The sequence below is a fragment of the Vibrio sp. MOR3 genome (assembly GCF_001557775.1).
In the GTDB taxonomy this organism is placed as follows: Bacteria; Pseudomonadota; Gammaproteobacteria; order Enterobacterales; family Vibrionaceae; genus Vibrio; species Vibrio jasicida.
In genome coordinates this window covers 210,166-231,417 of the sequence record NZ_LNRD01000002.1, presented here as the reverse complement: position 1 = coordinate 231,417, position 21,252 = coordinate 210,166, and the positions used below count along the sequence as shown (strand labels likewise).

Genomic DNA, 21,252 nt, shown 5'->3' with positions numbered 1-21,252 from the left:
TAATTAGAGTGAGCTCACACATGTATTCGATTTCACTAAGATTTAACGTTATCTCTGTCCCACTAATAACTATATCAACGTATATTCATACTGCGAATTTTCTGGAAGAGATTATGACCTGCTCACTTGATAGCAAAGCAGGTCATTGAGGTTATTATTGGTATAACCAAACCGCCAAAGCAAAGAAGCTTGGCGCGAGAATCGAGGTGATGATGCCACAAAGCACCAATGCAAGAGATGAGAACGCTGCGTCCCCCGGTTGTTTCTCAGCACATGTTGCGGTGCCGAGAGCGTGAGAAACAGTACCCATTGTTAGACCGCGCGCAATTGGATGCTTAATACCAATGATATTGAAGATCGGGTACGCGAGGATGGCACCAAACAAACCCACAATAAGCACTAAAATTGCCGCAACAGCTGCTTCTCCGCCTAAGTGGCTAGAGATTTCCATCGCGATAGGGGTCGTCACAGACTTACCAACCAAGCTGGCTATTAAGCTAATGTCAGCTTTAAATGCCACCGCAATGAGCGTAGCGGTAAGCATGGACATAACACTACCTAACGTGCAAGCCAGAGTGATAATGCGCCAATTGGCTTTGATTTGAGGCAGTTGTTCATAAAGTGGATATGCCAGCGCAACAACGGCGGGTTGAAGTAAAAAGCTGATGTATTCGTTGTCAGCGTAGTATGTTTCAAATGGCACTTTCAAAAAGGTTAGCAACGGGATTAATACCGCGATACTGATCAAAAGCGGGTTAGCAATCGGATTGTTCACCTTGATTGCGATTTGGCGTGCGGCAAGGAAAACCACAATAGTGACAAGTAACCACATACTAGTGCTTCTCCTTCAGTAAGTAATCTAAGAACCATGCCAAGCTGACCAATACGATCAGTGAGCCGCCTACTGCACTCGCAATAATTGGCAGTGCGTTAGCCAGTAGCATATCGAAGTGTTGCATCAGACCCACGCTGATAGGCACGAATAGCAGGATCATATAGCGGATGAATAGGGTTGCACCTGGCTTAACCCATTCCACTTTGACTAAGCCAAGGGTCATTGAGAAAAACAGCACAAGCATGCCGATGACACTTCCTGGAACAGAAATGCCAATGAATTTTTGAATAGTGTTGCCGATACCAAGTGCTCCCATGATGAGTGCGAGGGAGATGAGCAAATGGATCAGTTGTAGTAATCGATCTTTTATCATTTTGACAGCATATAAAACAACAAGCACACCCGAAGGTGCGCTTGAACAAGGTAAGAAATTAGGAGGCTAGGCTCTCTACATAACGATAGACGGATTTTAATATTGCTATCTTCTTTTCGTCACTTTCATGTTCGTGAACTAAGTTTTCTAAATTCATCATGTACTCTTCAATCTGACTTTCGAAAACTTCACGACAATGTTGTGCCCAGCGTCTTTGTTCTTGTTCATCTAATGTGCCTGCATAATGGCGAGCACGGTAACGGAAAAGCAATGGCTTGATTCGTTTATCATCGAATTCAATATCCAGTGCGGCTAAGTTATTCGGATCGGTTTCACGAATGATGTCCATCGCAGTACGATCAGCAGGCGAGAAAAACCCGTCGTAAAGCTGCGTATCAACGTCATTACTCTTTTCGAATTCACGTTCTATAGAGAATAGACTAATCAGCTTCTCTCGGATCTCTGGGTGTTGACGCAACAACGCTAAATTGTTTAAACATTGTTGGCGGTCAATACCAATGACTTCCGCATTTTCCGCGGTTAATGTTTTTGCTGGAGCGAGAATAGGGCACTTGTTCAGATGCACTAGCTTCACTGGTACAGGCAGTAAGTCGCCCAATTCGTCACGCTTGGTGTACAAGCGTTCTTTCAGTTCTTCCGCTGAAAGTTCAAGGATCGGCTGAGGATCTTTGGCTAAATCAATCGTGATAACAGCGTTGTTGTTGGTTGGGTGCCAAGCCACAGGCACAATCCAGCTTGTGTATTGGCATTCACGCCCAAGCATGCCTGATACATGCATCAACGGAGTCATATTGACAATATCAACCAGCTCATTGAGTTTGCGCTTGTTACGCATCGAGAAAAAGTAGTCAAATAGCTTAGGTTGGGCGGCTTTAACTTTCTTCGCCATTTCAATCGTGGCAATCACGTCGGCCATCGCATCGTGAGCATTGCTGTGTTCAATGCCGTTAGCCACGGATAAATGCTCAAGCTTGAAACTCGTAAAGCCTTCATCATTCTCCGGCCATTCCACACCTTCAGGACGCAGGGCATGACATGCTCGCATCACGTCAAGCAAATCCCATCGTGAGTTGCCGTTTTGCCAGCTCCATGCGTATGGGTCGATGAAGTTTCGGTAGCAAGTGTAACGAGTGACTTCATCATCAAAACGTATGCTGTTGTAGCCAAGGCTAGTCGTCTTTGGTTTAGACAATTCAGCATGAATTTTGGCGATAAACTCAGGTTCAGGTAAGCCTTCTTGCATTGCTTTTTGTGGTGTAATACCAGTGATCAAAGCTGCTTCTGGCGAAGGAAGGTAATCAGCAGGTGGACGACAGTACATCACCAAAGGTTCACCAATGATATTGAAGTTTTCATCAGTGCGAACGCCAGCAAACTGGCTTGGGCGGTCTTTGGCTGGACTTGTTCCCCAAGTCTCGTAATCGAAAAAGAAAAAAGTGGGTTGATTGTCTTGGTGCATTCTGCTTACCGTTTACGGAACCGATAGGAGTATTAGACCATTCAACGCCTTGACTCGCAACGAAAGATGCAATGTGACGTTGTGAAAATGAAAAAGCCGAAGTGTCACTTTCGGCTTGAAGTTTTTTATTTGGTTAAATGGTGTTCAACTGATTTTTGGACCTGTACTTGTGTTACTTTTGGTACACATTCCAACGTTAAACTACAGAATTTAGTAGTGCAGCCAGCGCTCATATTTAAAGTATTTTTAACGTTGAACCGCTGAAATAGTTATTGAATTCGGTTAAGTGGCTTCGAGGTAAAAACATAACGTGTAGTGTTGAAGGCGATAGCTTGTGACTAGCTTAGTCATCTAAACCCAGATTATTGCCAATGTGGCGATTTCAAAGCCAATAGGGATTACACATAGGCTAAAGTAGTTTGCTCTCTGAGACTTGAGCTTTAAATTTAAAAAGGTTTTTTTTATACTCTAAAAAAGTACAATCGAAAAATTAGACCCAAACATTGTTTTCCGCCTTTAGCTCACTATCTATATCGCCGGTGTTTATTACTCCTTTAGGTTCAATTAACATAACGTGACACTCTGTTTCAGCCACAGGTTTGTGGGTGACACCTTTGGGTACAACATAGATTTCGCCTTCATCGAGGGTAACATAACCATGTTGAAATTCGATTCGCATTGAGCCAGATACGACAAAAAACAATTCATCGGTATCTTTGTGGTCATGCCAAGTAAACTCCCCCTTAAATTTCGCGATTTTTACCTGATAGTCATTCATTTCAGCAATGACTCTGGGGGACCAAAAATCGTCAAATTTCTTTAGTTTTTCTAATAAATTAACAGAAGTATTCATGGTTATTTCCTTTTAGGTGGGGATATCGTTTTTAACATGGTATAAGCCGCAACTTTCTATCGTTTAATCTCATACACCACGAGTTAATGATTTGTAACTCCCATTGACACTTAAGCTAGAAGGTATGTTCGTATATTCATTACTTATTTAAATAGAAAAGTTTAGCGCCCAGAACAAGAAACGTTGCTCCGCTGATGCGATTAAACCAGCATATTGTTTTTGTGGGTGATTTTTCAATTTTTGAACTAGCATAGTTGGCTATTGCGCCATAACTGACAAGTACGAAGAAAGAAATAGTGATAAATATCAATGTCATAGAGATAAATTGATAACCAATAGAATCGTCAATATTTAAGAACTGTGGAAATAGAGCAGTGAAGAATATCACTGGTTTTGGATTTGTCACAGCCAAGAAAAAACCTTCACGAAAGTATGTAGTATAACTATTATTAGTTGGTTTTTTTCTATCAAATTCATTGTTATCAGGCTTAAAACTCAGATGTAATTGTTTAATTCCCAAATAGAATAAATAAATGATGCCGGCAACTTTAAAGATATTGAAGTATAGAGCAGAGGTTCTTATCAATGTGCTTAATCCAAACATTGAACATGTCGACAATAGTATCAACCCTAATACATTTCCAAATGCTGATATGACAACGGGTTTTGTTCCGTTTATTGCGCCATTGTAAATAGAAATAAAAACAGCAGGACCAGGGCTTACTATATAAAAGAAAGTAAATATACAATACATCATTAGTGTGTCTAAATTCATATTATCTACCTAGCTATAGTGCATCACAAAAAATTAACCCATGGCTTATATGAAAATGCTGGCTAAGACATTTATTGCTGCGCTGTGATTTATCTTCAAACAAATTTTTGTTCAGTGTTTTTAACTGGTATTTACTTTCTTTTGCTGAGTAATGTGTTTTATTTTCTGTATTGTGCGAATTGTTATGCTTCTGGGTATTATATCAATAGTGAATTACAAAAGCAATGTTACACAGTGTTCCATATAGGAGACAATGTAAGGTGATAAAGTTTTACTGTTTACAAATTATTGTATGATTCATATGCTGTGTCAGGTTTGGTTTACAAGTAAACTTGATGATTTGACATTTTAAACATTAATTGGATACTGATTTATTTTATCGAATACATCAAGTAATTAGCGATGCTATGCTGTTATTTAGATTTATTAGTCATTTCTAATGTTTCTTGAGTAATTACATAAAAACTAAATTATCAATAAATAAGTGAAATTTCATTTGACACGATATTTTAAAGCTGCAATATGTAAAGGTAAAATATTGGTTTCAACTATATTTTAAACTTTATATTGTCATAAAACATGGAGAAGCTGAAATGAAAACAATTGGATTGTTGGGTGGAATGAGTTGGGAATCAACAGTTATCTACTACAAAGCGATCAATGAATCGATCAGGGATAAGCTTGGAGGGTTGCATTCGGCAAAAATCACTATGTGTAGCGTTGACTTTGAAGAACTTGAGAAGTTACAGCGTCAGAATAAATGGAGTGAGATTGCTACAGTATTGTCAAATTCAGCGAAGCTCATTGAATCTGGTGGTGCTGATTTTCTTCTAATGTGCGTGAACACAATGCATAAGGTGGCTTCTGAAGTTGAATCTTCTGTTTCTATTCCTCTCGTCCATATTGCAGATGCAACAGGTAGCAAGTTAGTTGCGGATGATATAAAGAAAGTAGGGTTGCTTGGAACACGCTTTACCATGGGAGAAAGCTTTTATAAACAGCGTATTATTAATAAGTTTGGAATTGACGTTATAGTGCCTGATATTGATGCACAAGATACTATTCATAATATTATTTATAATGAACTGTGCTTGGGGATTATTGACAACAAATCTCGTCAGCACTGCCTTGAAATAGTGGATACCCTTCATAAAAGTGGGGCTGAAGCAATAGTTTTAGGATGTACTGAACTACCACTCCTTTTACAACAAAACCACACCGACATCCCATTATATAATACGACAGAAATACATGCAGAAGAGGCTGTTTTACTGGCATTGAAAGGATAATACAAATAGCCTAAAAATTTTTGGAGATTGATGCATGTCAAAGATAATTAGAACACTCAAATAGAAAACTCACAACACTTTGTTCTAAAAATTGGATAACTACGATATTTATTAAGAGTGTATTCAATATCAAATTGAACATAGATACAATTAATAATGGTTTGCTATAACTAATTTTATAGTCCTTAGCTAATTGTCGTTAAGCTATCTCTTATATTTATAAATTTTATTCAATTTTTAAATGTTACTTTTATGATTTACACATATTCTAAATTGAAAGTTTTATTTTATAGTTATATGGAAAGCATCTAGAACATAGTTGGCTTTTAACATCAAATCTGATTTTTTATGAATGAGGAACATAAGTAATGATTAAAATGAATAATCAAATAGTAAGTTTTGCATTCGTATGTAAATATTTGTCTATTACTAAGGCAGCAATGAAACTCGGGAAGTCAAAAGCACACATTAGCCGACATATCTTAGAGCTTGAAAAAGAGGTTGGTGTTAAGTTGTTTTATCGTACAACTAGAAGCATAAGTCTTACTCCATATGGAGAGGTTTTACAAACGACAGCGCTAGAGCTTCTCGATAACATTAATTTATTAAGTTATAAAATGTCTTCTCTGAATGATAGCATGATCGGTGAATTCAAAATAACAATGCCAGTTTCTATTGCCATGTATATTTTTCCTGATATTTTAAAAAAATTAAAAACAACATTTCCAGATGTTAAATTTCAGATTATAGCAACAAATAATAAAGAAGATCTTATTTGTGAAAATATAGACATGGCAATTAGACTCGATAACATCGGTGATGATAGCTTAATAGCGCATAAAGTTGGCACTTATACCAAAGTGTTAGCAAAGAAAATAAATGGTGATAAAGCAACACTTATAAAATATAGGCATGATGAAGAGTACATGGCAGGGGGGTATGAAAATATCATTGACGTAGATAACATAACGATATTAAAAGAATATATTGATAGCGGTATCGGTGAGGGATTTCTACCTAGTTACTCCATAAATGACAAAGACGATTTTATGATTGATAATCAAAATAAAAAATGTAGTGATGTCTATATTGCCTATCCTTATCAATCTCCACTTCCTAAAAAACTAGTTAATATATCAGAAATTATAACTTATGAAATAAAAAACTCTATAAAATAAAAATGCTCGTGATTTACATAAGTGTAATGAAATGAATGCACTAATCATTTATTTCCAGTTCTCTCGGTTTTTACATTTAACAAGTTAACGGTTAAAATTAAAGGAGCATTTATATGCTCCAAAGTATTAATATATAATTACTGATGTAACTTTGAAGAAATTAACATTTTTATGTGTTAATTTAAGATCGAGCAAAACTCGTTAGCGATCTTTTCGACGTACATAGTACACATCGAGGTTATAAGGTTTTAATATACTTACTAAGTTAATATACTTTTCTATCATTTTTCTGAGCTTTTCTCTAAGACGGACTTTTTTAGATTGTGAAATGTTTTTATTTTTTAATTTCATTATTTAGATACTCCTTTTTATATTATGTAAATATCAATCATTCACTGAATGATTGATATTTTCTCATGTAATCCTTAATTTTTTATATCAATAGACAGGAATAAAAACAACGTTACACAGTGTTGCATTGAGGGAACAGTTACTTTTTTCTTTTATTTAAATGATAGTTATCTTTATAAGAGATAACTGATTTATTACATAATAGTGTCGTAATTTCCTAAACCGTTGTTATAACCTCGCTAAGATTTATATTGATTTGTGACAAGTAATAGGAAATACCTCTCCCTCTGAGAGCATTACGTGCCATCGTTTTGATGGGATATAATGTGGAAATAACTAGAAGGATAGTTGGTTTAGCAACGTTGTAGTATCGAACACTTTTATTTTATTATTTTTGTCAAGGTATTGGTTGTCTTTATACCTATTTAATTACTAGTTGGTTGCTCCGAAATCCAATGTCAGCAACAAACGAGCTTGATTCGATTGGATACTAGGCGAGCGATGAACCAGTCCTTTGTTTTCATTTCCGATCCAACGCTCACCTTTTAGCAGTGCAACGTCACCAACAGAAAGGTGCCTGATGTCTGATTCTGCTCTGTATAAGCCGGATTCTGCATCCGAAAGTCCGTGACTACCACGACCGAGCTTTGAGCGATCAAGTACGTCATTAGCAATCCATTGAGTCGCAATGCCTTGGTAGGTAGTGACTAGGCGGCAAGGTACTTGGTCAACGTGAAAGCGGGGACACATTGCGCTATTGAGCGTTGTGAGGCGTAATCCTGCATCTTTTAGTTCAAACAAATAGCAGAACATATCAACCAACTCAGCAATATTTCTTAGTAGCACTTCTGGCGCTTTTCCGTCAGTTGCGAATTGCAACGTTTCTAAGGCGTTTTCTGGAGATACGCTCAACGACTTACCAAAGTTGGGGTTTGATGTAACAAACGCTTTGCTTGCATCAACAAGTTGTTGATCAAATTGACGCTGCCAAATCGCGATATTGATGTCTTCTTGATAAATGTCTGCCAACACCGTCGGTTCTTTCCGTGCACTGAAACATGCAGTTTTGTGTGTGTTTCCCAAGGCTTCAGTTGTAATGGACTCGGTTAAAGTTGAAGTCATGATATAACCTCCGATGTTATTCGTATGCGGATTCACTTTGTTGTAATGTTATATTATAACAAATTTTGCTAACAAACCTATTTGCCGCAAATCTTATTTAGACTCTAGTAAGTCTTTGAAAAAGGTTGGGGAGATTCGCCATGCTTTTATTTTAGCGAGCCTGAAAACCAAAAAAGCCGACGGGAAAACCATCGGCTTGATTATTTGAGTGGTTGAAACAGTGAGTGATCTACGCTTTTTGTTCTTCCAATCGTGTCTCTTTTTCAGAAGACTTCAATAGTCGACTAGTAATCGTACCTGCTGTCATCGCGCCAGAAACATTAAGTGCAGTACGCGCCATATCAATTAGTGGTTCGATAGAGATAAGTAACGCGGCAATCGTTACTGGCAATCCCATTGCAGGGAGTACGATAAGTGCAGCAAACGTTGCGCCGCCGCCGACACCGGCAATGCCAAATGAGCTGATGGTGATAATCGCAATCAATGACAGAATGAAGTTAATTTCTAAAGGGTCAATGCCTACTGTCGGGGCAACCATAACTGCTAACATCGCAGGGTAGATACCAGCACAACCATTCTGACCTATTGTTGCGCCAAACGATGCCGAGAGGTTAGCAATTGCAGGTGGCACATTAAGCTTAGTGATTTGCGCTTCCACGTTCAGTGGAATCGTTGCCGCTGAACTGCGTGATGTAAATGCGAAAGTTAGTACTGGCCAAATCTTCTTAAAGTACTCTGTTGGGCTCACACCAACGAAAGACACTAGCAGTCCGTGTACAAGGAACATAAGCAAAATAGCAACGTACGATGCTACGATGAAACCCAACAAGTTAAAGATGTCACCAGCACTTGAGGTTGCGACCACTTTTGCCATTAATGCCGCGATACCGTAAGGCGTTAATGCCATGATCATCTTAACTAAACGCATCACGATAGACTGAGCGGCTTCAACGAAAGTACGAATAGGAGATTCCAATTCTTCTTTTTCTGCCATGACTTTTCGTGCGGCGATACCTACCAAAACACCAAAAATAACCACAGCAATGATAGAGGTCGAGCGTGACCCCGTTAGGTCAGCGAATGGGTTGGTTGGAATAAAGCTAATCAGCATTTGGGGAATAGTCAGGTCACTCACACTGCCTGCTCGGCTCTCTAATACAGCAATACGAGCGGTTTCGCGCGCACCCTCGGTCAAGCCCTCTACTGACAAGCCAAACGTTGAGGTGACAACAATACCAATAAGTGCAGCAATCGCGGTAGTTACTAATAAAACAGAAATCGTTAGGCCAGATATTTTGCCCAGTGAGCCGCCTTTCTCCAATTTGACTACCGCAGCAATCATAGAGACAAGTACTAATGGCATTATCACCATCTTCAACAGGCCAACATAACCACTGCCAACGATGCCAACCCACTCAAGCGTTTGAGCAATCACAGCGCTGCCCTCACCATGAATCAGTTGTAGAGCAAGACCGAAAAGTGAACCGGTAACCAGGCCGACCAGAACAAGACGAGATAGGGTGTTCTGTTTTTGTTGCTGGCTAAAAAGTAAGAATAGTATGGCGACAAACACCGCCAGAGAGGCAACCACTGAGAAATTCATAATTTGACCTTATCAATCAGCGCTAAATGCTGACTGTTTTTTTATATAGAGCTATAAACTGATGGCGTAAGATAACGCTCGGGATATAACTTTAAAAATGAAAAACAGGTATTAGATAGATCTAAAATGAATATAAATACGCGACGCACTTCTCGTTAATCATTGATTTAGAGCGAATTCCAACCAGATTTCTAATCGTAGTGCTTTATGAGGTCGAGCATTTCTCTCCGATGCAAATAAACGATAGGGTCTTGTTGATAGCTGAAAACTTGGTAAATCATCGCTTTGGCTACATCTTGGGCATGAATTGGCACAAAGTTAGCCAAATTACCCAGCATAAGTGGCCTTATGACTTTGAAAAGCGTTTGAATGAGCTTTTCATCAGTTCGAGGGTTTTCACGTTGACCGACTAAGGGGCCAGGTCTTGCAAACACCACTTCATCAAAGCCCATTTTCTCGATGTTTTTTTCCATGTGGCCCTTACAAGCAAGATAATGAGATGATGAAGAGGCTTTTGCACCTAAGCTGGAAACTACAGCTAGGCGTTTCACACCGATCATCTTCATTTGTTGCGCGACTTTACACACCAATTCCACATCGATTCTGCGCAAAGCATCTTTACTACCTGCTTGTTTTAGCGTCGTTCCTAAGCAAATAAAGCCGACGTTTGGGGTAGGTTGTTGTTCGTCCCAGTCATGAATGGCTAACTCAGCATCTAAGATGGAAATAATCTTGTTGTCAGGATCGGCGACATCAGTCAACGATTTTCGAGAAAGGGAGTAGAGCGAATCAATACTTGGTTGTGAAACCAATTTATTGATGACAGCTTTGCCGACAAGCCCCGTCGCACCAGCAATGATGACGCATGCGTTCGTGTTGTTACTCATTGTCTTCTTCCTCATAGAGAACAAATGCTTACGCTATTGTAGCTGATTTACCTGAACAAGCATTAGGCATGAATACAATGTTTGATATTTAACTTGTTTGTTTTGTCTTTTCAAAAATAAAAAGACCCGCGGGACAAACGGGTCTTTTTTATTAGGAGAATGATAAGGGTATGGATCGCCGAGGTTGGCGGGTTGGGTTAGGCTTGCCTCTCTTAGCGGGGCGACGACTTTGATTGGCAAACATAATTTCTCGCTTTTTTGTTAGGGACGATTTCTTTAAAGCATCACACGTGCCAACTTTCAAAATACAGACGATGAGGCAATCAGCTCTCGCTTCATTTACGCCTATTTTTTGTTGGGTGACCTATTGGATAATTTTTTATTTATCAATATCTTAAGTTGTTTAGTTAGACTGATTTTGACCATCGGACGTTATCAATTAGAGCGCTGAAAAATAAATGACTGAGACTGAGTTGGTTTAAGTTGAATGCTTTCCTTAGTGGAACAAGCTTGTTGAAATAACATTTTTATCAATATGACAGCCGAAATGACAACAATGCCAGTCAAAAAGAGAAAATTAGGTGAAATTGCACACAAGAGGCGTACACTTGTTGTCTTTAAAAAACGAGCCATTGGCTCATTCGAGACTTTTCAGACCAAGGACGTCGTATGAACATAGATCTCAGTACGCTTGCGCCAACGCAGGTGTACCATTTGATGACTCAAACTGTCATTCCTCGCCCAATCGCTTGGGTGCTCACAGACTCAGGTGAGAAAAACTTCAATCTCGCTCCATTCTCCTACTTTACTGCAGTCTCCAGCCACCCACCTTTATTGATGATTTCTGTGGGGAAAAAGCCCAATGGTGACATCAAAGACACCACGCGAAATGCATTAGAGACAGGTAAGTTGGTTATCCATATTACACCCAGCGATCTCGCGGATAAAGTCACTTTATCTTCTGCCACATTAGAACATGGGGAATCTGAACTGGAGACGACTCAACTTGAGACGGTTGATTTCCAAGGTTTCGAATTACCACGCCTAGAGGGCGCGCCAATTGCATTCGGCTGTAAGTTGCATGAACTGATAGAGATGGGGGAGACACCACAAAGTTTGATCTTTGCAGAAATTGAACTCATTTATGTCGATGAACGGGTCATATCCATGGAAGGTGATCGTTTAAAAGTCGACGCTCTTGCGGTTGACCCATTAGCAAGGCTTGGTGGAAATGAGTACGCCACGCTAGAAAAGACGTTCTCTGTTGCTCGTCCAAAATAAAGAATAAGGAATCATCATCATGGATCGCTCTTTTGCCTCAGAAATTCAAGCTCGCATTGATAACAAAACCAAACCGTTAGGCGCTCTTGGTTTGCTCGAAAAAGTGGCGCTAGAACTGGCGTTAATTCAAAGCCAAGATAAGCCGCAAGCGGTAGAAACAATCGAAATTCGCAAACCAACCATGTTGGTATTCGCTGGTGATCATGGCATCGCTGAAGAAGGGGTGAGCATTGCGCCAAGTGCTGTGACTCAACAAATGGTGGCGAATTTTCTCGCTGGTGGCGCCGCCATTAATTGTTTCTGCGATCTCAACCAAATTGACTTTAAGGTCATTGATTGTGGCATGTTGTCACCGATCGATACCTTAGTTCCTGACTTTAAAAATCATCCCAACTTGATTAAGAAACGTCTGGGAAATGGCACGGCAAACTTTGCTAAACAAACGGCGATGTCACTAGAACAAGTCGCGCTAGGTTTGGAATATGGTGCCCAAGTCGCGCAGCAGGCGATCCTTAATGGCTCGAACTTATTGATGTTTGGTGAGATGGGGATTGGCAATACCAGTTCTGCATCGGCATTGTTAACTGCTCTGAGCCCATTGGAAGTCGACCATTGCGTTGGCTATGGTACGGGTATTACTCAAGAGCAGCTAAACCGTAAGATCAAGTTAGTAGCACAAGGTGTGAATCGCTGCCGTGACCTTGATTGCAAAGGCGCACTGGCACAAGTCGGTGGGTTTGAAATCGTGCAAATGGTTGGCGCATTCTTAGAAGCGAAACGCCACAAAACGCCTGTTTTAGTCGACGGATTTATCGTCTCTGTAGCCGCTTACGTCGCGACTTTATTGGATGAAGAGACGCGAGATTACATGCTGTTCGCTCATAACTCAGAAGAGAATGGGCACAAGTTTGTGCTGGAATGTTTGCAAGCGGAGCCTCTCTTGGATCTTGGTTTGCGTTTAGGTGAAGGAACTGGAGCAGCGCTTGCTTTGCCACTGGTAAAAGCGGCGGCTCAGTTTTACAACAACATGGCAAGTTTTGAGAGTGCGGGAGTGACGGTTTAGTGTCTGCTTCTGAGAATCCCCACACTTCAGAGACTCGTTCTTTGCGCTATCAGAGTGAGCTTTTCTTACTCGCAATTAGCTTTTTTAGCCGTATACCTGTGCCCGCAGATTTACCTTACAGTGAAAAGCGCATGAACCAAGCAGGCCGATATTTTGCTTTGGTCGGTGTGTTGCTTGGGCTACTGTGCGCAGCTGTGTTTTCACTGGCAAGTTTATTGTTCCCAAACTCAGTTGCCATCGTGTTAACTATGGCTTTTAGCCTATTGCTTACCTGCGCGTTCCATGAAGACGGTTTAACGGATATGGCGGATGGCATTGGCGGTGGTATGACGTTAGAGCGCCGCTTAACCATCATGAAAGACAGCCGCATTGGGACGTACGGCGCGGCAACGCTAATGATGGCGCTGCTGGCGAAGTTTGTATTTTGGAGCGAGTTAGCCAATGAACCTCAATTTTGGCGGATGATTGTTGTGGCGTACACCGTGAGCCGAGCACTGGCTGCCACTCTCATATACGACATGCCTTACGTTAGTGACGCTGACACCTCGAAAAGCAAACCGTTAGCAAATAAACAATCGAGCTTAGAAGTCGCGATACTGCTATTAACTGGTGGGATTGTCGCGTTGTTACTGGGCGTGACTCAGGCAGTGGTGATCATGTTGGTATTGGCACTGTTTCGTTCTGGCTTTAAACGCTGGCTGACCAAACGTATCGGCGGATTTACTGGCGATTGCCTTGGTGCCGCGCAGCAGCTTGCAGAGTTGCTTGTTTATCTCACTCTTATCGCATTTAGTCATTCATTATGAAGCAACTTATTCTAGGTGGTGCGCGCTCAGGAAAATCGAGCTTAGCAGAGAGCAAGGCGCAACAGTGGGCAAAAAATAAAAACGGAACGCTTCACTATGTGGCGACGGCATTGCCGTTTGATGAAGAAATGAAGCAACGCATTGCTCACCATAGACTGCAGCGAGGGGCAGGGTGGATTGAACATGAGTGTCCGCTTAACTTGCCTGAGCTCATTTGTGAGCTTTCGTCTCAAGATATTGTGTTAGTTGACTGCCTTACGCTTTGGCTCAACAACTGGATCTTTGAACTTGGTGATGACTGCAACAATGAGCGGTTAGAGGAGCAAATTGAGCGGCTGGTGAATGCGGCGGCGCAATCTGACGCGACGCTGATTTTTGTCTCTAACGAAGTCGGTATGGGCATTGTGCCGCTCGGCGCCGTCAGTCGTTACTTTGTCGATAATGCGGGACGGATGAATCAAAAACTGGCGACCGTATGTGAGCAAGTCACGTTTGTCGCTGCGGGCTTGCCGCTTGAGCTCAAACCACAGGAAGGGAAGAGATGAAAACGCTGAATATCTATTTACTGCGACACGGGAAAGTGAACGCAGCCCCAGGTTTACACGGACAAGCCGATTTAAAAGTCGATGAAGCTGAGCAACGCAAAATTGCGCAAGCCTGGCAACAGACGGGTCGAGAAGTAGAAGGGATCATAAGTTCTCCTTTGTCACGTTGTCACGATCTTGCTGAGATACTTGCTGAGCAGCAACTTTTGCCTTTAAGTGTGGAACCACAACTTCAAGAGTTGGATTTTGGTGATTTCGACGGCATCCCATTTGACATGCTTTCTGAGCACTGGAATAAGCTCGATGCATTTTGGAAAGCACCGGCACAACACACCTTACCGAATGCTGAGAGCTTGGATGATTTCTCTCATCGTGTAACTTGTGCTTGGTCTCAAATCATCAACGATATCAATGACAACTTGCTAATTGTCACGCATGGTGGCGTAATTAGAATGATTCTTGCCCATGTATTGGGTGTAGATTGGCGCAATCCGCGATGGTATTCGACATTAGCGATAGGAAATGCGTCAGTAACACATATAACAATTACCATCGATGATCAGATTTACGCCTCAGTTCGTTCGATAGGCGTACCACTATTTGAAAATTAGTCACGGAAGTAGCCAACGCTTGGATCTCGACCGAGCTTGAGAGAGAAAAGGGCTGGCTCGATTACATCAAAAGGAACCATAAATGACCGCTCCTAGCTGGGATTTATCCATCGTTTATAACGATCTCGCTGACCCACGAATTCAAGATGACATTGCCCTTGTAGAGCAATGCATTGACCTACTCAATAAACAGTCTGCCGATTGTAACTCTGTTGAAGTGATGCAAAACGCAATCTTAACCAGCGAGGCGGCAAGCCGTTTGGCTGGCACTATTGCGAACTTCGCTAACTGTTACGCGTCAGTGGATGCGACAAATGCAGAGGCGAAAGCACTGCTAGGTCGTATGACGCGTATCTTCTCCGAGCTTTCTCAAGCTTACAGTGCGTTTGAGCTTAAATTGACTCACGCTGATGAAGAGTTCATTACTCGCGTGTTGGATCATGAAAATCCAGACATCAGTGGTCAGGCGTTTTCAATTCTGAACTCTCGCAAACTGGCTGACACACGCCTAAGCACCGAAGAAGAAAAGTTGTTAGCCGCAATGAGCGTGGATGGAAAATCGGCGTGGGGCAAGCTTTACAATAACCTTACAGGTTCATTAAAAGTTCAATTAGAACATGCGGATAGCGAGAGCGAAGAACTCGGCTTCTCCCAAGCAGCAAGCATTCTTTATGGCTCTGAATTTGATCGCCAAGAAGCTGCGTGGCGTGGCGTTCAAAAAGCGATGGCAACACATCAAGAGTCTTTTGCTTCTATCCTTAACGCGCTTTCAGGTTGGCGTTTAACAGAGAATAAAAAGCGTTCTACCAAACGTGATGTTCATTTCCTTGATCCAAGCTTGCATGGCAGCCGAATCAAAGCCGAAACGTTGGATGCCATGATGAAAGTGGCTAAAGACAGTCGTGAAATCGGCCAAAAAGCCGGTTTGCTAATGGCTAAGGTCCACGGTCTGGATGAGATGAAACCGTGGAATCATCTTGCTGCGATGCCTGCTTTGAGTGGTGAAGCGAAAGTTTACCCTTTCGATGAAGCAATCGACGTCATTTGTGAAGCGTTCGAAACCGTGAATCCAGACATGTCCGAGTTTGTCCGCATGATGGTACAAAACGGCTGGATTGATGCAGCGCCTAATGCCAACAAACGCCTTGGCGCATACTGTACTAAGCTGCCGGCGACGCGCACGCCGCTCGTGTTTATGACGTGGAGTGGCAGCCGCTCAGACCTGATGACGCTTGCTCATGAGCTTGGTCACGCATTCCACAACTGGGTGATTCGTGACTTGCCGCTTTGCCAAACGTACTACCCGATGACGTTGGCAGAAACTGCCTCGATTTTCGCTGAAAACATCGTTCGCGATCATCTGATTTCAAAAGCAGAAAGTGTGGATGATAAGCTCGAAATGCTGTGGGAAGAGCTCTCCTCGGCGTTGGCGCTGATGATCAATATTCCAGTTCGTTACGAATTCGAAAAAGCCTTCTACGAGCGTCGCCAAGAGGGTGAACTGACAGCGGATGATTTCTGTGAGTTAATGTCAGAAACGTGGAAAGATTGGTATGGCGATGTGATGAGCGAAGCTGACCCTTATTTCTGGGCGAGCAAACTGCACTTCTCAATTTCTGGAGTGAGTTTCTACAACTACCCATATCTGTTCGGCTTCTTGTTCAGTAAAGGCATTTACGCGCAGCGTGCTTCGAAAGGTGAGAGCTTCTACAGTGACTACGTGGAATTGTTGCGTGATACTGGCAATATGATGGCAGAGGACGTAGTAGCCAAACACTTATCGATGGATCTTACGCAACCAGAATTTTGGCAGCAGAGCGTCGAGCTCGTTCGTGACAAAGTAGACGAATTTGAACGTTTACTCGCACAACGTAGTGAGTAAGTACGAAAAGTTGATCAGATCGTGATGATCTTATTTAGGGCCGTGGTAAAGTTCACAGCCCTAACACTTTGTAATTGTTCAAAAAACATACGCCTCAATGCTTGGTTTGAGTGCATGGTCCGGAAAGGTATGGGATTTTCGTGAAAATTGACGGTTTCTACTCATAAGTGGGATCGCAACAACAAAAATCCTTTGTACAATTTATTAACATACCTGCCGTGCTATTAAGGAGTAACGCATGACGAAGTCTCTCTTTCGCCAATCGTTTTTAACTGACACGTTAGATGTTCATATTGATGTTGCGCCAGCGGAGCAGGTGCTGACTAACGGTGTAAAACTGAAACTCTATCAACGTGGTGTGCTCGAAGTAATTCCTGATGACTACACTCAGGAGACCAAGAACATCATCATTTCATGCGGTGTCCATGGGGACGAAACTGCACCGATGGAGTTAGTGGATTCAATCATTAAAGACATTGAATCCGGTTTCCAAAAAATCGAAGCTCGTTGTCTATTTATTATCGCCCATCCAGAATCAACACTGGCCCATACGCGATTTCTGGAAGAAAACCTCAATCGTCTCTTTGACGACAAACAACACGAACCAACCAAAGAGCTTGCTATCGCAGATACACTCAAACTGTTGGTGAGAGATTTCTACCAAGACACTACGGAAAACACTCGTTGGCATCTTGATTTACACTGTGCGATTCGTGGGTCAAAGCATTATACCTTTGCGGTGAGTCCGAAAACGCGCCATCCGGCACGTAGTAAAGCACTTATTGATTTTTTAGACAGCGCACATATTGAAGCGGTGCTACTGTCTAACTCTCCATCGAGTACATTTAGTTGGTTTAGTGCGGAAAACTACGGTGCGCAAGCACTGACTATGGAACTTGGCCGTGTTGCTCGCATTGGTGAAAACGATCTCGATAAGATGACTGCATTTGACCTCTCTTTACGTAATTTAATTGCAGAATCAAAAGCAGAGCACTTATCTAAGCCATGTATTAAGTACCGCGTAAGCCGTACGATTGTGCGCTTACATGAAGATTTCGATTTCATGTTTGATGATAACGTCGAGAACTTTACCGCATTTGTTCATGGGGAAGTGTTTGGTCATGATGGAGATAAACCGTTAATGGCCAAAAACGACAATGAAGCAATAGTCTTCCCAAATCGCCATGTTGCTATCGGGCAGCGAGCAGCGTTAATGGTGTGTGAAGTGAAAACACGCTTTGAAGATGGCGAATTAGTCTACGATTGATGCGAGTAAGCCCTAAAATAGGGTAAATAAGCATACTAAGTCATTTGCAATTTACCGAGGCTTAACTGTAAGGTTAAGCCTCGTTTGTATTTATCGGCCACTATGGATTTTCAACAACTTATCCTGAACAAGGAGCGACGCTGGCAACGCAATCTTTTGATTATGTCAGTGATTCTCGTGCTGCTCTCTGCCATTCATTTGATGGTCGGAGAGGTTTTCCTTTCTCCTTTTCAATCTCTTTCTGCGTTTGAAAAAAAACTGTTATTGGATTTGCGTCTGCCACGTTTGGTAGCCGCTGCGATAATTGGCGCCGCATTAGCGGTCTCAGGGGCAACATTGCAAGTCTTGCTTGGGAACGTATTAGCCGAACCCGGCGTTCTCGGGATCTCGGGGGGCGCGAGTTTGGCGATGGTGCTAGCTATGTTTGCTTTGCCTGTTTTGCCTTCCCCAATGATTTTTATGTTAGCCGCGATCGCTGGCTCGATGCTATTCACCGTCATATTGGTTGGCATAGCGCGAGCGATGCATCTCACTACCGCAAGGCTGCTGCTTGTCGGTGTTGCTCTGGGTATTCTGTCGAGCGCCATTGTGACTTGGGCGTTCTACTTTAGCGATGACTTAAGCCTCCGTCAGTTAATGTACTGGTTAATGGGCAGCATTGGTGGTGCAAGTTGGTATCAGCACACCGTCACTTTAGTCATGCTACCTGTGCTGATTTGGCTCTGCAGCAAGGGCAAGCCGCTGGATAAGTTGATGCTTGGGGAAATCCATGCAACTCAACTGGGTATTGATGTTCATCAGATGCGCTGGAAGCTCATTTTGGCAATTTCCGTACTTGTTGGCGGTTCCGTTGCGTTAGGTGGGATCATTAGCTTTGTGGGCTTAGTCGTGCCGCATCTGCTTCGATTAGCGTTTGGTACCGAAAACCGTTACCTGTTGCCTCTTTCTGCAATATCTGGCGCAGCCTTATTGGTTTTTGCGGATATCGGCGCGCGTTTGTTGCTCGATTCCGCAGAGCTACCTCTCGGAGTGGTGACCACTTCTATCGGTGCGCCTATCTTCATTTGGATGCTGGTGAAAAGTCATGATGCACGTTAAGCACATCGCAGTTGGAAGTCGACTGCTACCGTTGTCCTTTGAATGTAAGCCGGGTGAGGTTGTGCATGTCGTGGGTCCAAACGGCTCTGGGAAAAGCACATTACTTGGCGCGATATCGGGCACCTTAAATCAGCGTGAAGGTGTAAGTGGGGAAGTACTTGTCGACAATAACGACCTGCTCACAATGCCACTTTCAGAACAAGCGCATATCCGCGGGTATTTGTGTCAACAATCAAGACCTGCGTTCAATGTTGATGTCTTTCAATACTTAGCACTTTCACTGCCAACGGGTGCCAATATCAGCGATGCGAAAGTACGAGATGCTGTTAACATCGTTATTGAGCTGGTGCAACTACAAGACAAGCTTCATCGAAGTATTCAGACATTATCCGGCGGTGAATGGCAGCGTGTCCGTCTAGCCGGAGTGTGCTTGCAAGTGTGGCGAACAATTAACCCATACTCTCAGCTATTGATTTTGGATGAACCCGCAGCGCCGCTGGATATTGCCCAAGAAGGACTGCTATATCAGCTCATTAATGCCGTCGCTGCGCAGGGTATTGGGGTGTTGGTCGCAAACCACGATCTAAACCGAACGCTTAGGCACGCTGATAAAGTCTTGCTGCTCAATAACGGCGTATTGCATTCTTCCGGTAACGCCGATGAAGTGCTATCAGAAGAAGGATTAGCTGAGGTGTTCCAAACTCAAGTTAAGAAGGTCTTGGTAGAAGAAAGGCCGTATCTGATTTTTGATTAGTATCCTAAAGGAAGACAGAGCATCCAGATGCCAAGCGTTTATTTGTTGCGAGACTAAAACAGAGGCATCTGATGTGAATGGGACTTCTTGATATCTAATGGGTTATCGACCCCCTTAAAGTACTCCACCCAAACTTTATTACTTCTCGGAAACTCTCGTCGTAGGGCTTTCTTAACGTGTTTACGCGTACTGACCAAATCTCCCGTTATCGTTTGATTGTGATACCCCGTTTCAACAACTTGGAACTCGCAGTCGACTAGGCAACAAATCAGAAAGCCGCGGTCTCTTTTGTAAGTCTTAAACTCTACCGCTTCTTTAGGCTGCAATTCTTTGAGCTGTTTTTCGACTAACGGCAACACCTGAGATATATGAATCATAAGTAATCCACGATATGGTAACTGAGATAAGGTTATCAGAGAGATAGACCTCAGAAATATCAATAAATACTGAACAGGTGTTTAGTTTGAGCATAACAATGCAGTTGGGAATGCAACGCGCAGATTCAATTTGGATGAATTCTCGAAAGTTGTCCAATAAAGCTCAGAATAAAAAAGCGCCCACAATATCGAGTATTGTGGGCGCTGTATTTTATCTGTAGTGCCTTATGGACGACTTACTGTGTAAGTGGCTTAAGGTCGGCAGGGCGGTAGTAAACCGATTTTAGAACCTTGCCTTTACGTACCGTTTTGCCTTCAGATACAAAATCTTCTGCGCATTTCGCAATGATGTATTCGCCTTTTTGAACCGCCATCAGTTTGATGCCTTGTTCAGCGTAGAACGCTTCTGTTTCTGCGTATTCCTGTTCGTTGCGACACACTTTGCTCATGTTGCTTGAATGCACTTCGTCCCAGCAAGGGATAAAGTCGATACCACGGTTCACCGCTACGTTAAGCAGTAGATCGATCAGGTAGCTGATCGCTAGGTTATCTTCAACTTTGCTGTCACCAAGGTGTACTAGACGACCCATTAGAACGTAAACGCTGTCAATGATTGCGTCTGCTTGCTCGGTTTTGCAATCCGCTTCCGCTAGTTCAGTAAGCTCTTCGATCGCAAGAGAAGTGTGTAGCGTATCTGCTTGTGCGTCTAGGCTTGCAACATCCGCCACTGGTAGGTCGAAAGTGCTACGGAACTCGGTGATGTCACGGTATAGGTGATCAAAAATCTCTTGGGTTAGCTTTGACAGTTGCATTCTAATGTCC

The 21,252-nt window shown here is 42.4% G+C and carries 21 protein-coding genes; 11 read left to right on the top strand and 10 right to left on the bottom strand.

Translation table 11 applies throughout. The features are described 5' to 3' along the window. Positions 1-154 precede the first annotated feature (154 nt). The 5 genes from ATB76_RS05650 to ATB76_RS05630 form a co-directional block, all read right to left on the bottom strand. A complete protein-coding gene (locus ATB76_RS05650) occupies positions 155-832 on the bottom strand; it encodes an LrgB family protein (RefSeq protein WP_005445538.1) in 678 nt (225 codons plus the stop codon). A gap of 1 nt (position 833) precedes the next feature. Continuing rightward, positions 834-1,208 (bottom strand): CidA/LrgA family protein, encoded by a 375-nt coding sequence (locus tag ATB76_RS05645; protein WP_005445537.1) that lies wholly within the window; start codon positions 1,206-1,208, stop codon positions 834-836. A 58-nt stretch (positions 1,209-1,266) separates the two neighbouring features. Continuing rightward, entirely contained in the window at positions 1,267-2,688 is a 1,422-nt protein-coding gene (gene sbcB / locus ATB76_RS05640; RefSeq protein ID WP_061034847.1) for an exodeoxyribonuclease I, read from the bottom strand. A 490-nt stretch (positions 2,689-3,178) separates the two neighbouring features. Beyond that, positions 3,179-3,541 (bottom strand): cupin domain-containing protein, encoded by a 363-nt coding sequence (locus ATB76_RS05635; protein WP_042601716.1) that lies wholly within the window; start codon positions 3,539-3,541, stop codon positions 3,179-3,181. A 139-nt stretch (positions 3,542-3,680) separates the two neighbouring features. Beyond that, complete coding sequence (locus tag ATB76_RS05630; protein ID WP_042601714.1) at positions 3,681-4,316, bottom strand: LysE family translocator; 636 nt, start codon at positions 4,314-4,316, stop codon at positions 3,681-3,683. A 593-nt stretch (positions 4,317-4,909) separates the two neighbouring features. On the opposite strand from ATB76_RS05630, the gene ATB76_RS05625 reads away from it, so the two are divergent. Then, positions 4,910-5,605: an aspartate/glutamate racemase family protein gene (locus ATB76_RS05625; RefSeq protein WP_042601713.1), complete on the top strand. Its 696-nt coding sequence runs from the start codon at positions 4,910-4,912 to the stop codon at positions 5,603-5,605. 368 nt (positions 5,606-5,973) lie between these two features. Beyond that, complete coding sequence (locus ATB76_RS05620) at positions 5,974-6,783, top strand: LysR family transcriptional regulator (protein ID WP_042606225.1); 810 nt, start codon at positions 5,974-5,976, stop codon at positions 6,781-6,783. A gap of 783 nt (positions 6,784-7,566) precedes the next feature. On the opposite strand, the gene ATB76_RS05615 is transcribed toward ATB76_RS05620, so the two are convergent. The 3 genes from ATB76_RS05615 to ATB76_RS05605 form a co-directional block, all read right to left on the bottom strand. Next, positions 7,567-8,256 carry a DUF1826 domain-containing protein gene (locus ATB76_RS05615; protein ID WP_042601708.1) on the bottom strand — a complete coding sequence of 230 codons (690 nt, stop codon included), beginning with the start codon at positions 8,254-8,256 and terminating at the stop codon, positions 7,567-7,569. Positions 8,257-8,485: 229 nt separating this feature from the next. Next, complete coding sequence (locus tag ATB76_RS05610; RefSeq protein ID WP_038868624.1) at positions 8,486-9,859, bottom strand: L-cystine transporter; 1,374 nt, start codon at positions 9,857-9,859, stop codon at positions 8,486-8,488. A gap of 191 nt (positions 9,860-10,050) precedes the next feature. After that, positions 10,051-10,746 (bottom strand): NAD(P)H-binding protein, encoded by a 696-nt coding sequence (locus ATB76_RS05605; protein ID WP_039974532.1) that lies wholly within the window; start codon positions 10,744-10,746, stop codon positions 10,051-10,053. 669 nt (positions 10,747-11,415) lie between these two features. Between ATB76_RS05605 and ATB76_RS05600 the strand changes: the two genes are divergently transcribed. The 9 genes from ATB76_RS05600 (at position 11,416) to btuD (ending at position 20,053) form a co-directional block, all read left to right on the top strand. Next, positions 11,416-12,027, top strand: a complete 612-nt coding sequence (locus ATB76_RS05600; RefSeq protein ID WP_042601706.1) for a flavin reductase family protein — start codon at positions 11,416-11,418, stop codon at positions 12,025-12,027. A 19-nt stretch (positions 12,028-12,046) separates the two neighbouring features. Continuing rightward, positions 12,047-13,090, top strand: a complete 1,044-nt coding sequence (gene cobT / locus ATB76_RS05595) for a nicotinate-nucleotide--dimethylbenzimidazole phosphoribosyltransferase (RefSeq protein ID WP_081094894.1) — start codon at positions 12,047-12,049, stop codon at positions 13,088-13,090. Beyond that, positions 13,090-13,896 (top strand): adenosylcobinamide-GDP ribazoletransferase, encoded by an 807-nt coding sequence (locus tag ATB76_RS05590; protein ID WP_061034845.1) that lies wholly within the window; start codon positions 13,090-13,092, stop codon positions 13,894-13,896. Before cobT ends, ATB76_RS05590 begins: the two co-directional genes overlap by 1 nt. After that, positions 13,893-14,441, top strand: coding sequence for a bifunctional adenosylcobinamide kinase/adenosylcobinamide-phosphate guanylyltransferase (cobU, locus tag ATB76_RS05585; protein WP_061034844.1), 549 nt, complete (start codon positions 13,893-13,895; stop codon positions 14,439-14,441). Before ATB76_RS05590 ends, cobU begins: the two co-directional genes overlap by 4 nt. Continuing rightward, a complete protein-coding gene (gene cobC, locus ATB76_RS05580) occupies positions 14,438-15,052 on the top strand; it encodes an alpha-ribazole phosphatase (protein WP_005445528.1) in 615 nt (204 codons plus the stop codon). The genes cobU and cobC overlap by 4 nt, the downstream gene beginning before the upstream one ends. Positions 15,053-15,134: 82 nt before the next feature. Then, positions 15,135-16,934, top strand: a complete 1,800-nt coding sequence (locus ATB76_RS05575; protein ID WP_061034843.1) for a M3 family oligoendopeptidase — start codon at positions 15,135-15,137, stop codon at positions 16,932-16,934. 238 nt (positions 16,935-17,172) lie between these two features. Further along, positions 17,173-18,201 (top strand): succinylglutamate desuccinylase, encoded by a 1,029-nt coding sequence (locus ATB76_RS05570; RefSeq protein ID WP_061034842.1) that lies wholly within the window; start codon positions 17,173-17,175, stop codon positions 18,199-18,201. 102 nt (positions 18,202-18,303) lie between these two features. Further along, entirely contained in the window at positions 18,304-19,299 is a 996-nt protein-coding gene (gene btuC / locus ATB76_RS05565; protein ID WP_061034841.1) for a vitamin B12 ABC transporter permease BtuC, read from the top strand. After that, the gene (gene btuD / locus ATB76_RS05560) at positions 19,286-20,053 is read left to right on the top strand and encodes a vitamin B12 ABC transporter ATP-binding protein BtuD (protein WP_080774334.1); all 768 of its coding nucleotides are present in this window, start codon (positions 19,286-19,288) and stop codon (positions 20,051-20,053) included. Before btuC ends, btuD begins: the two co-directional genes overlap by 14 nt. 53 nt (positions 20,054-20,106) lie before the next feature. Here btuD and ATB76_RS05555 read toward each other — a convergent pair whose 3' ends face one another. Together ATB76_RS05555 and ATB76_RS05550 are read right to left on the bottom strand one after the other, a co-directional pair. After that, positions 20,107-20,430, bottom strand: a complete 324-nt coding sequence (locus tag ATB76_RS05555) for a hypothetical protein (RefSeq protein ID WP_042601693.1) — start codon at positions 20,428-20,430, stop codon at positions 20,107-20,109. 236 nt (positions 20,431-20,666) lie between these two features. Then, the gene (locus tag ATB76_RS05550) at positions 20,667-21,242 is read right to left on the bottom strand and encodes a nucleoside triphosphate pyrophosphohydrolase family protein (RefSeq protein ID WP_005445519.1); all 576 of its coding nucleotides are present in this window, start codon (positions 21,240-21,242) and stop codon (positions 20,667-20,669) included. Positions 21,243-21,252 lie beyond the last annotated feature (10 nt).

Bases quoted from the DNA above. Each gene is read 5' to 3' on its own strand.
- ATB76_RS05550 (WP_005445519.1), bottom strand. From the start codon at position 21,242: ATGCAACTGTCAAAGCTAACCCAAGAGATTTTTGATCACCTATACCGT.
- cobC (WP_005445528.1), top strand. From the start codon at position 14,438: ATGAAAACGCTGAATATCTATTTACTGCGACACGGGAAAGTGAACGCA.
- cobT (WP_081094894.1), top strand. From the start codon at position 12,047: ATGGATCGCTCTTTTGCCTCAGAAATTCAAGCTCGCATTGATAACAAA.
- ATB76_RS05630 (WP_042601714.1), bottom strand. From the start codon at position 4,316: ATGAATTTAGACACACTAATGATGTATTGTATATTTACTTTCTTTTAT.
- ATB76_RS05625 (WP_042601713.1), top strand. From the start codon at position 4,910: ATGAAAACAATTGGATTGTTGGGTGGAATGAGTTGGGAATCAACAGTT.
- ATB76_RS05635 (WP_042601716.1), bottom strand. From the start codon at position 3,541: ATGAATACTTCTGTTAATTTATTAGAAAAACTAAAGAAATTTGACGAT.
- btuC (WP_061034841.1), top strand. From the start codon at position 18,304: ATGGATTTTCAACAACTTATCCTGAACAAGGAGCGACGCTGGCAACGC.
- ATB76_RS05570 (WP_061034842.1), top strand. From the start codon at position 17,173: ATGACGAAGTCTCTCTTTCGCCAATCGTTTTTAACTGACACGTTAGAT.
- ATB76_RS05650 (WP_005445538.1), bottom strand. From the start codon at position 832: ATGTGGTTACTTGTCACTATTGTGGTTTTCCTTGCCGCACGCCAAATC.
- btuD (WP_080774334.1), top strand. From the start codon at position 19,286: ATGATGCACGTTAAGCACATCGCAGTTGGAAGTCGACTGCTACCGTTG.
- ATB76_RS05575 (WP_061034843.1), top strand. From the start codon at position 15,135: ATGACCGCTCCTAGCTGGGATTTATCCATCGTTTATAACGATCTCGCT.
- cobU (WP_061034844.1), top strand. From the start codon at position 13,893: ATGAAGCAACTTATTCTAGGTGGTGCGCGCTCAGGAAAATCGAGCTTA.
- ATB76_RS05605 (WP_039974532.1), bottom strand. From the start codon at position 10,746: ATGAGTAACAACACGAACGCATGCGTCATCATTGCTGGTGCGACGGGG.
- ATB76_RS05615 (WP_042601708.1), bottom strand. From the start codon at position 8,256: ATGACTTCAACTTTAACCGAGTCCATTACAACTGAAGCCTTGGGAAAC.
- ATB76_RS05645 (WP_005445537.1), bottom strand. From the start codon at position 1,208: ATGATAAAAGATCGATTACTACAACTGATCCATTTGCTCATCTCCCTC.
- ATB76_RS05600 (WP_042601706.1), top strand. From the start codon at position 11,416: ATGAACATAGATCTCAGTACGCTTGCGCCAACGCAGGTGTACCATTTG.
- ATB76_RS05620 (WP_042606225.1), top strand. From the start codon at position 5,974: ATGATTAAAATGAATAATCAAATAGTAAGTTTTGCATTCGTATGTAAA.
- ATB76_RS05555 (WP_042601693.1), bottom strand. From the start codon at position 20,430: ATGATTCATATATCTCAGGTGTTGCCGTTAGTCGAAAAACAGCTCAAA.
- sbcB (WP_061034847.1), bottom strand. From the start codon at position 2,688: ATGCACCAAGACAATCAACCCACTTTTTTCTTTTTCGATTACGAGACT.
- ATB76_RS05610 (WP_038868624.1), bottom strand. From the start codon at position 9,859: ATGAATTTCTCAGTGGTTGCCTCTCTGGCGGTGTTTGTCGCCATACTA.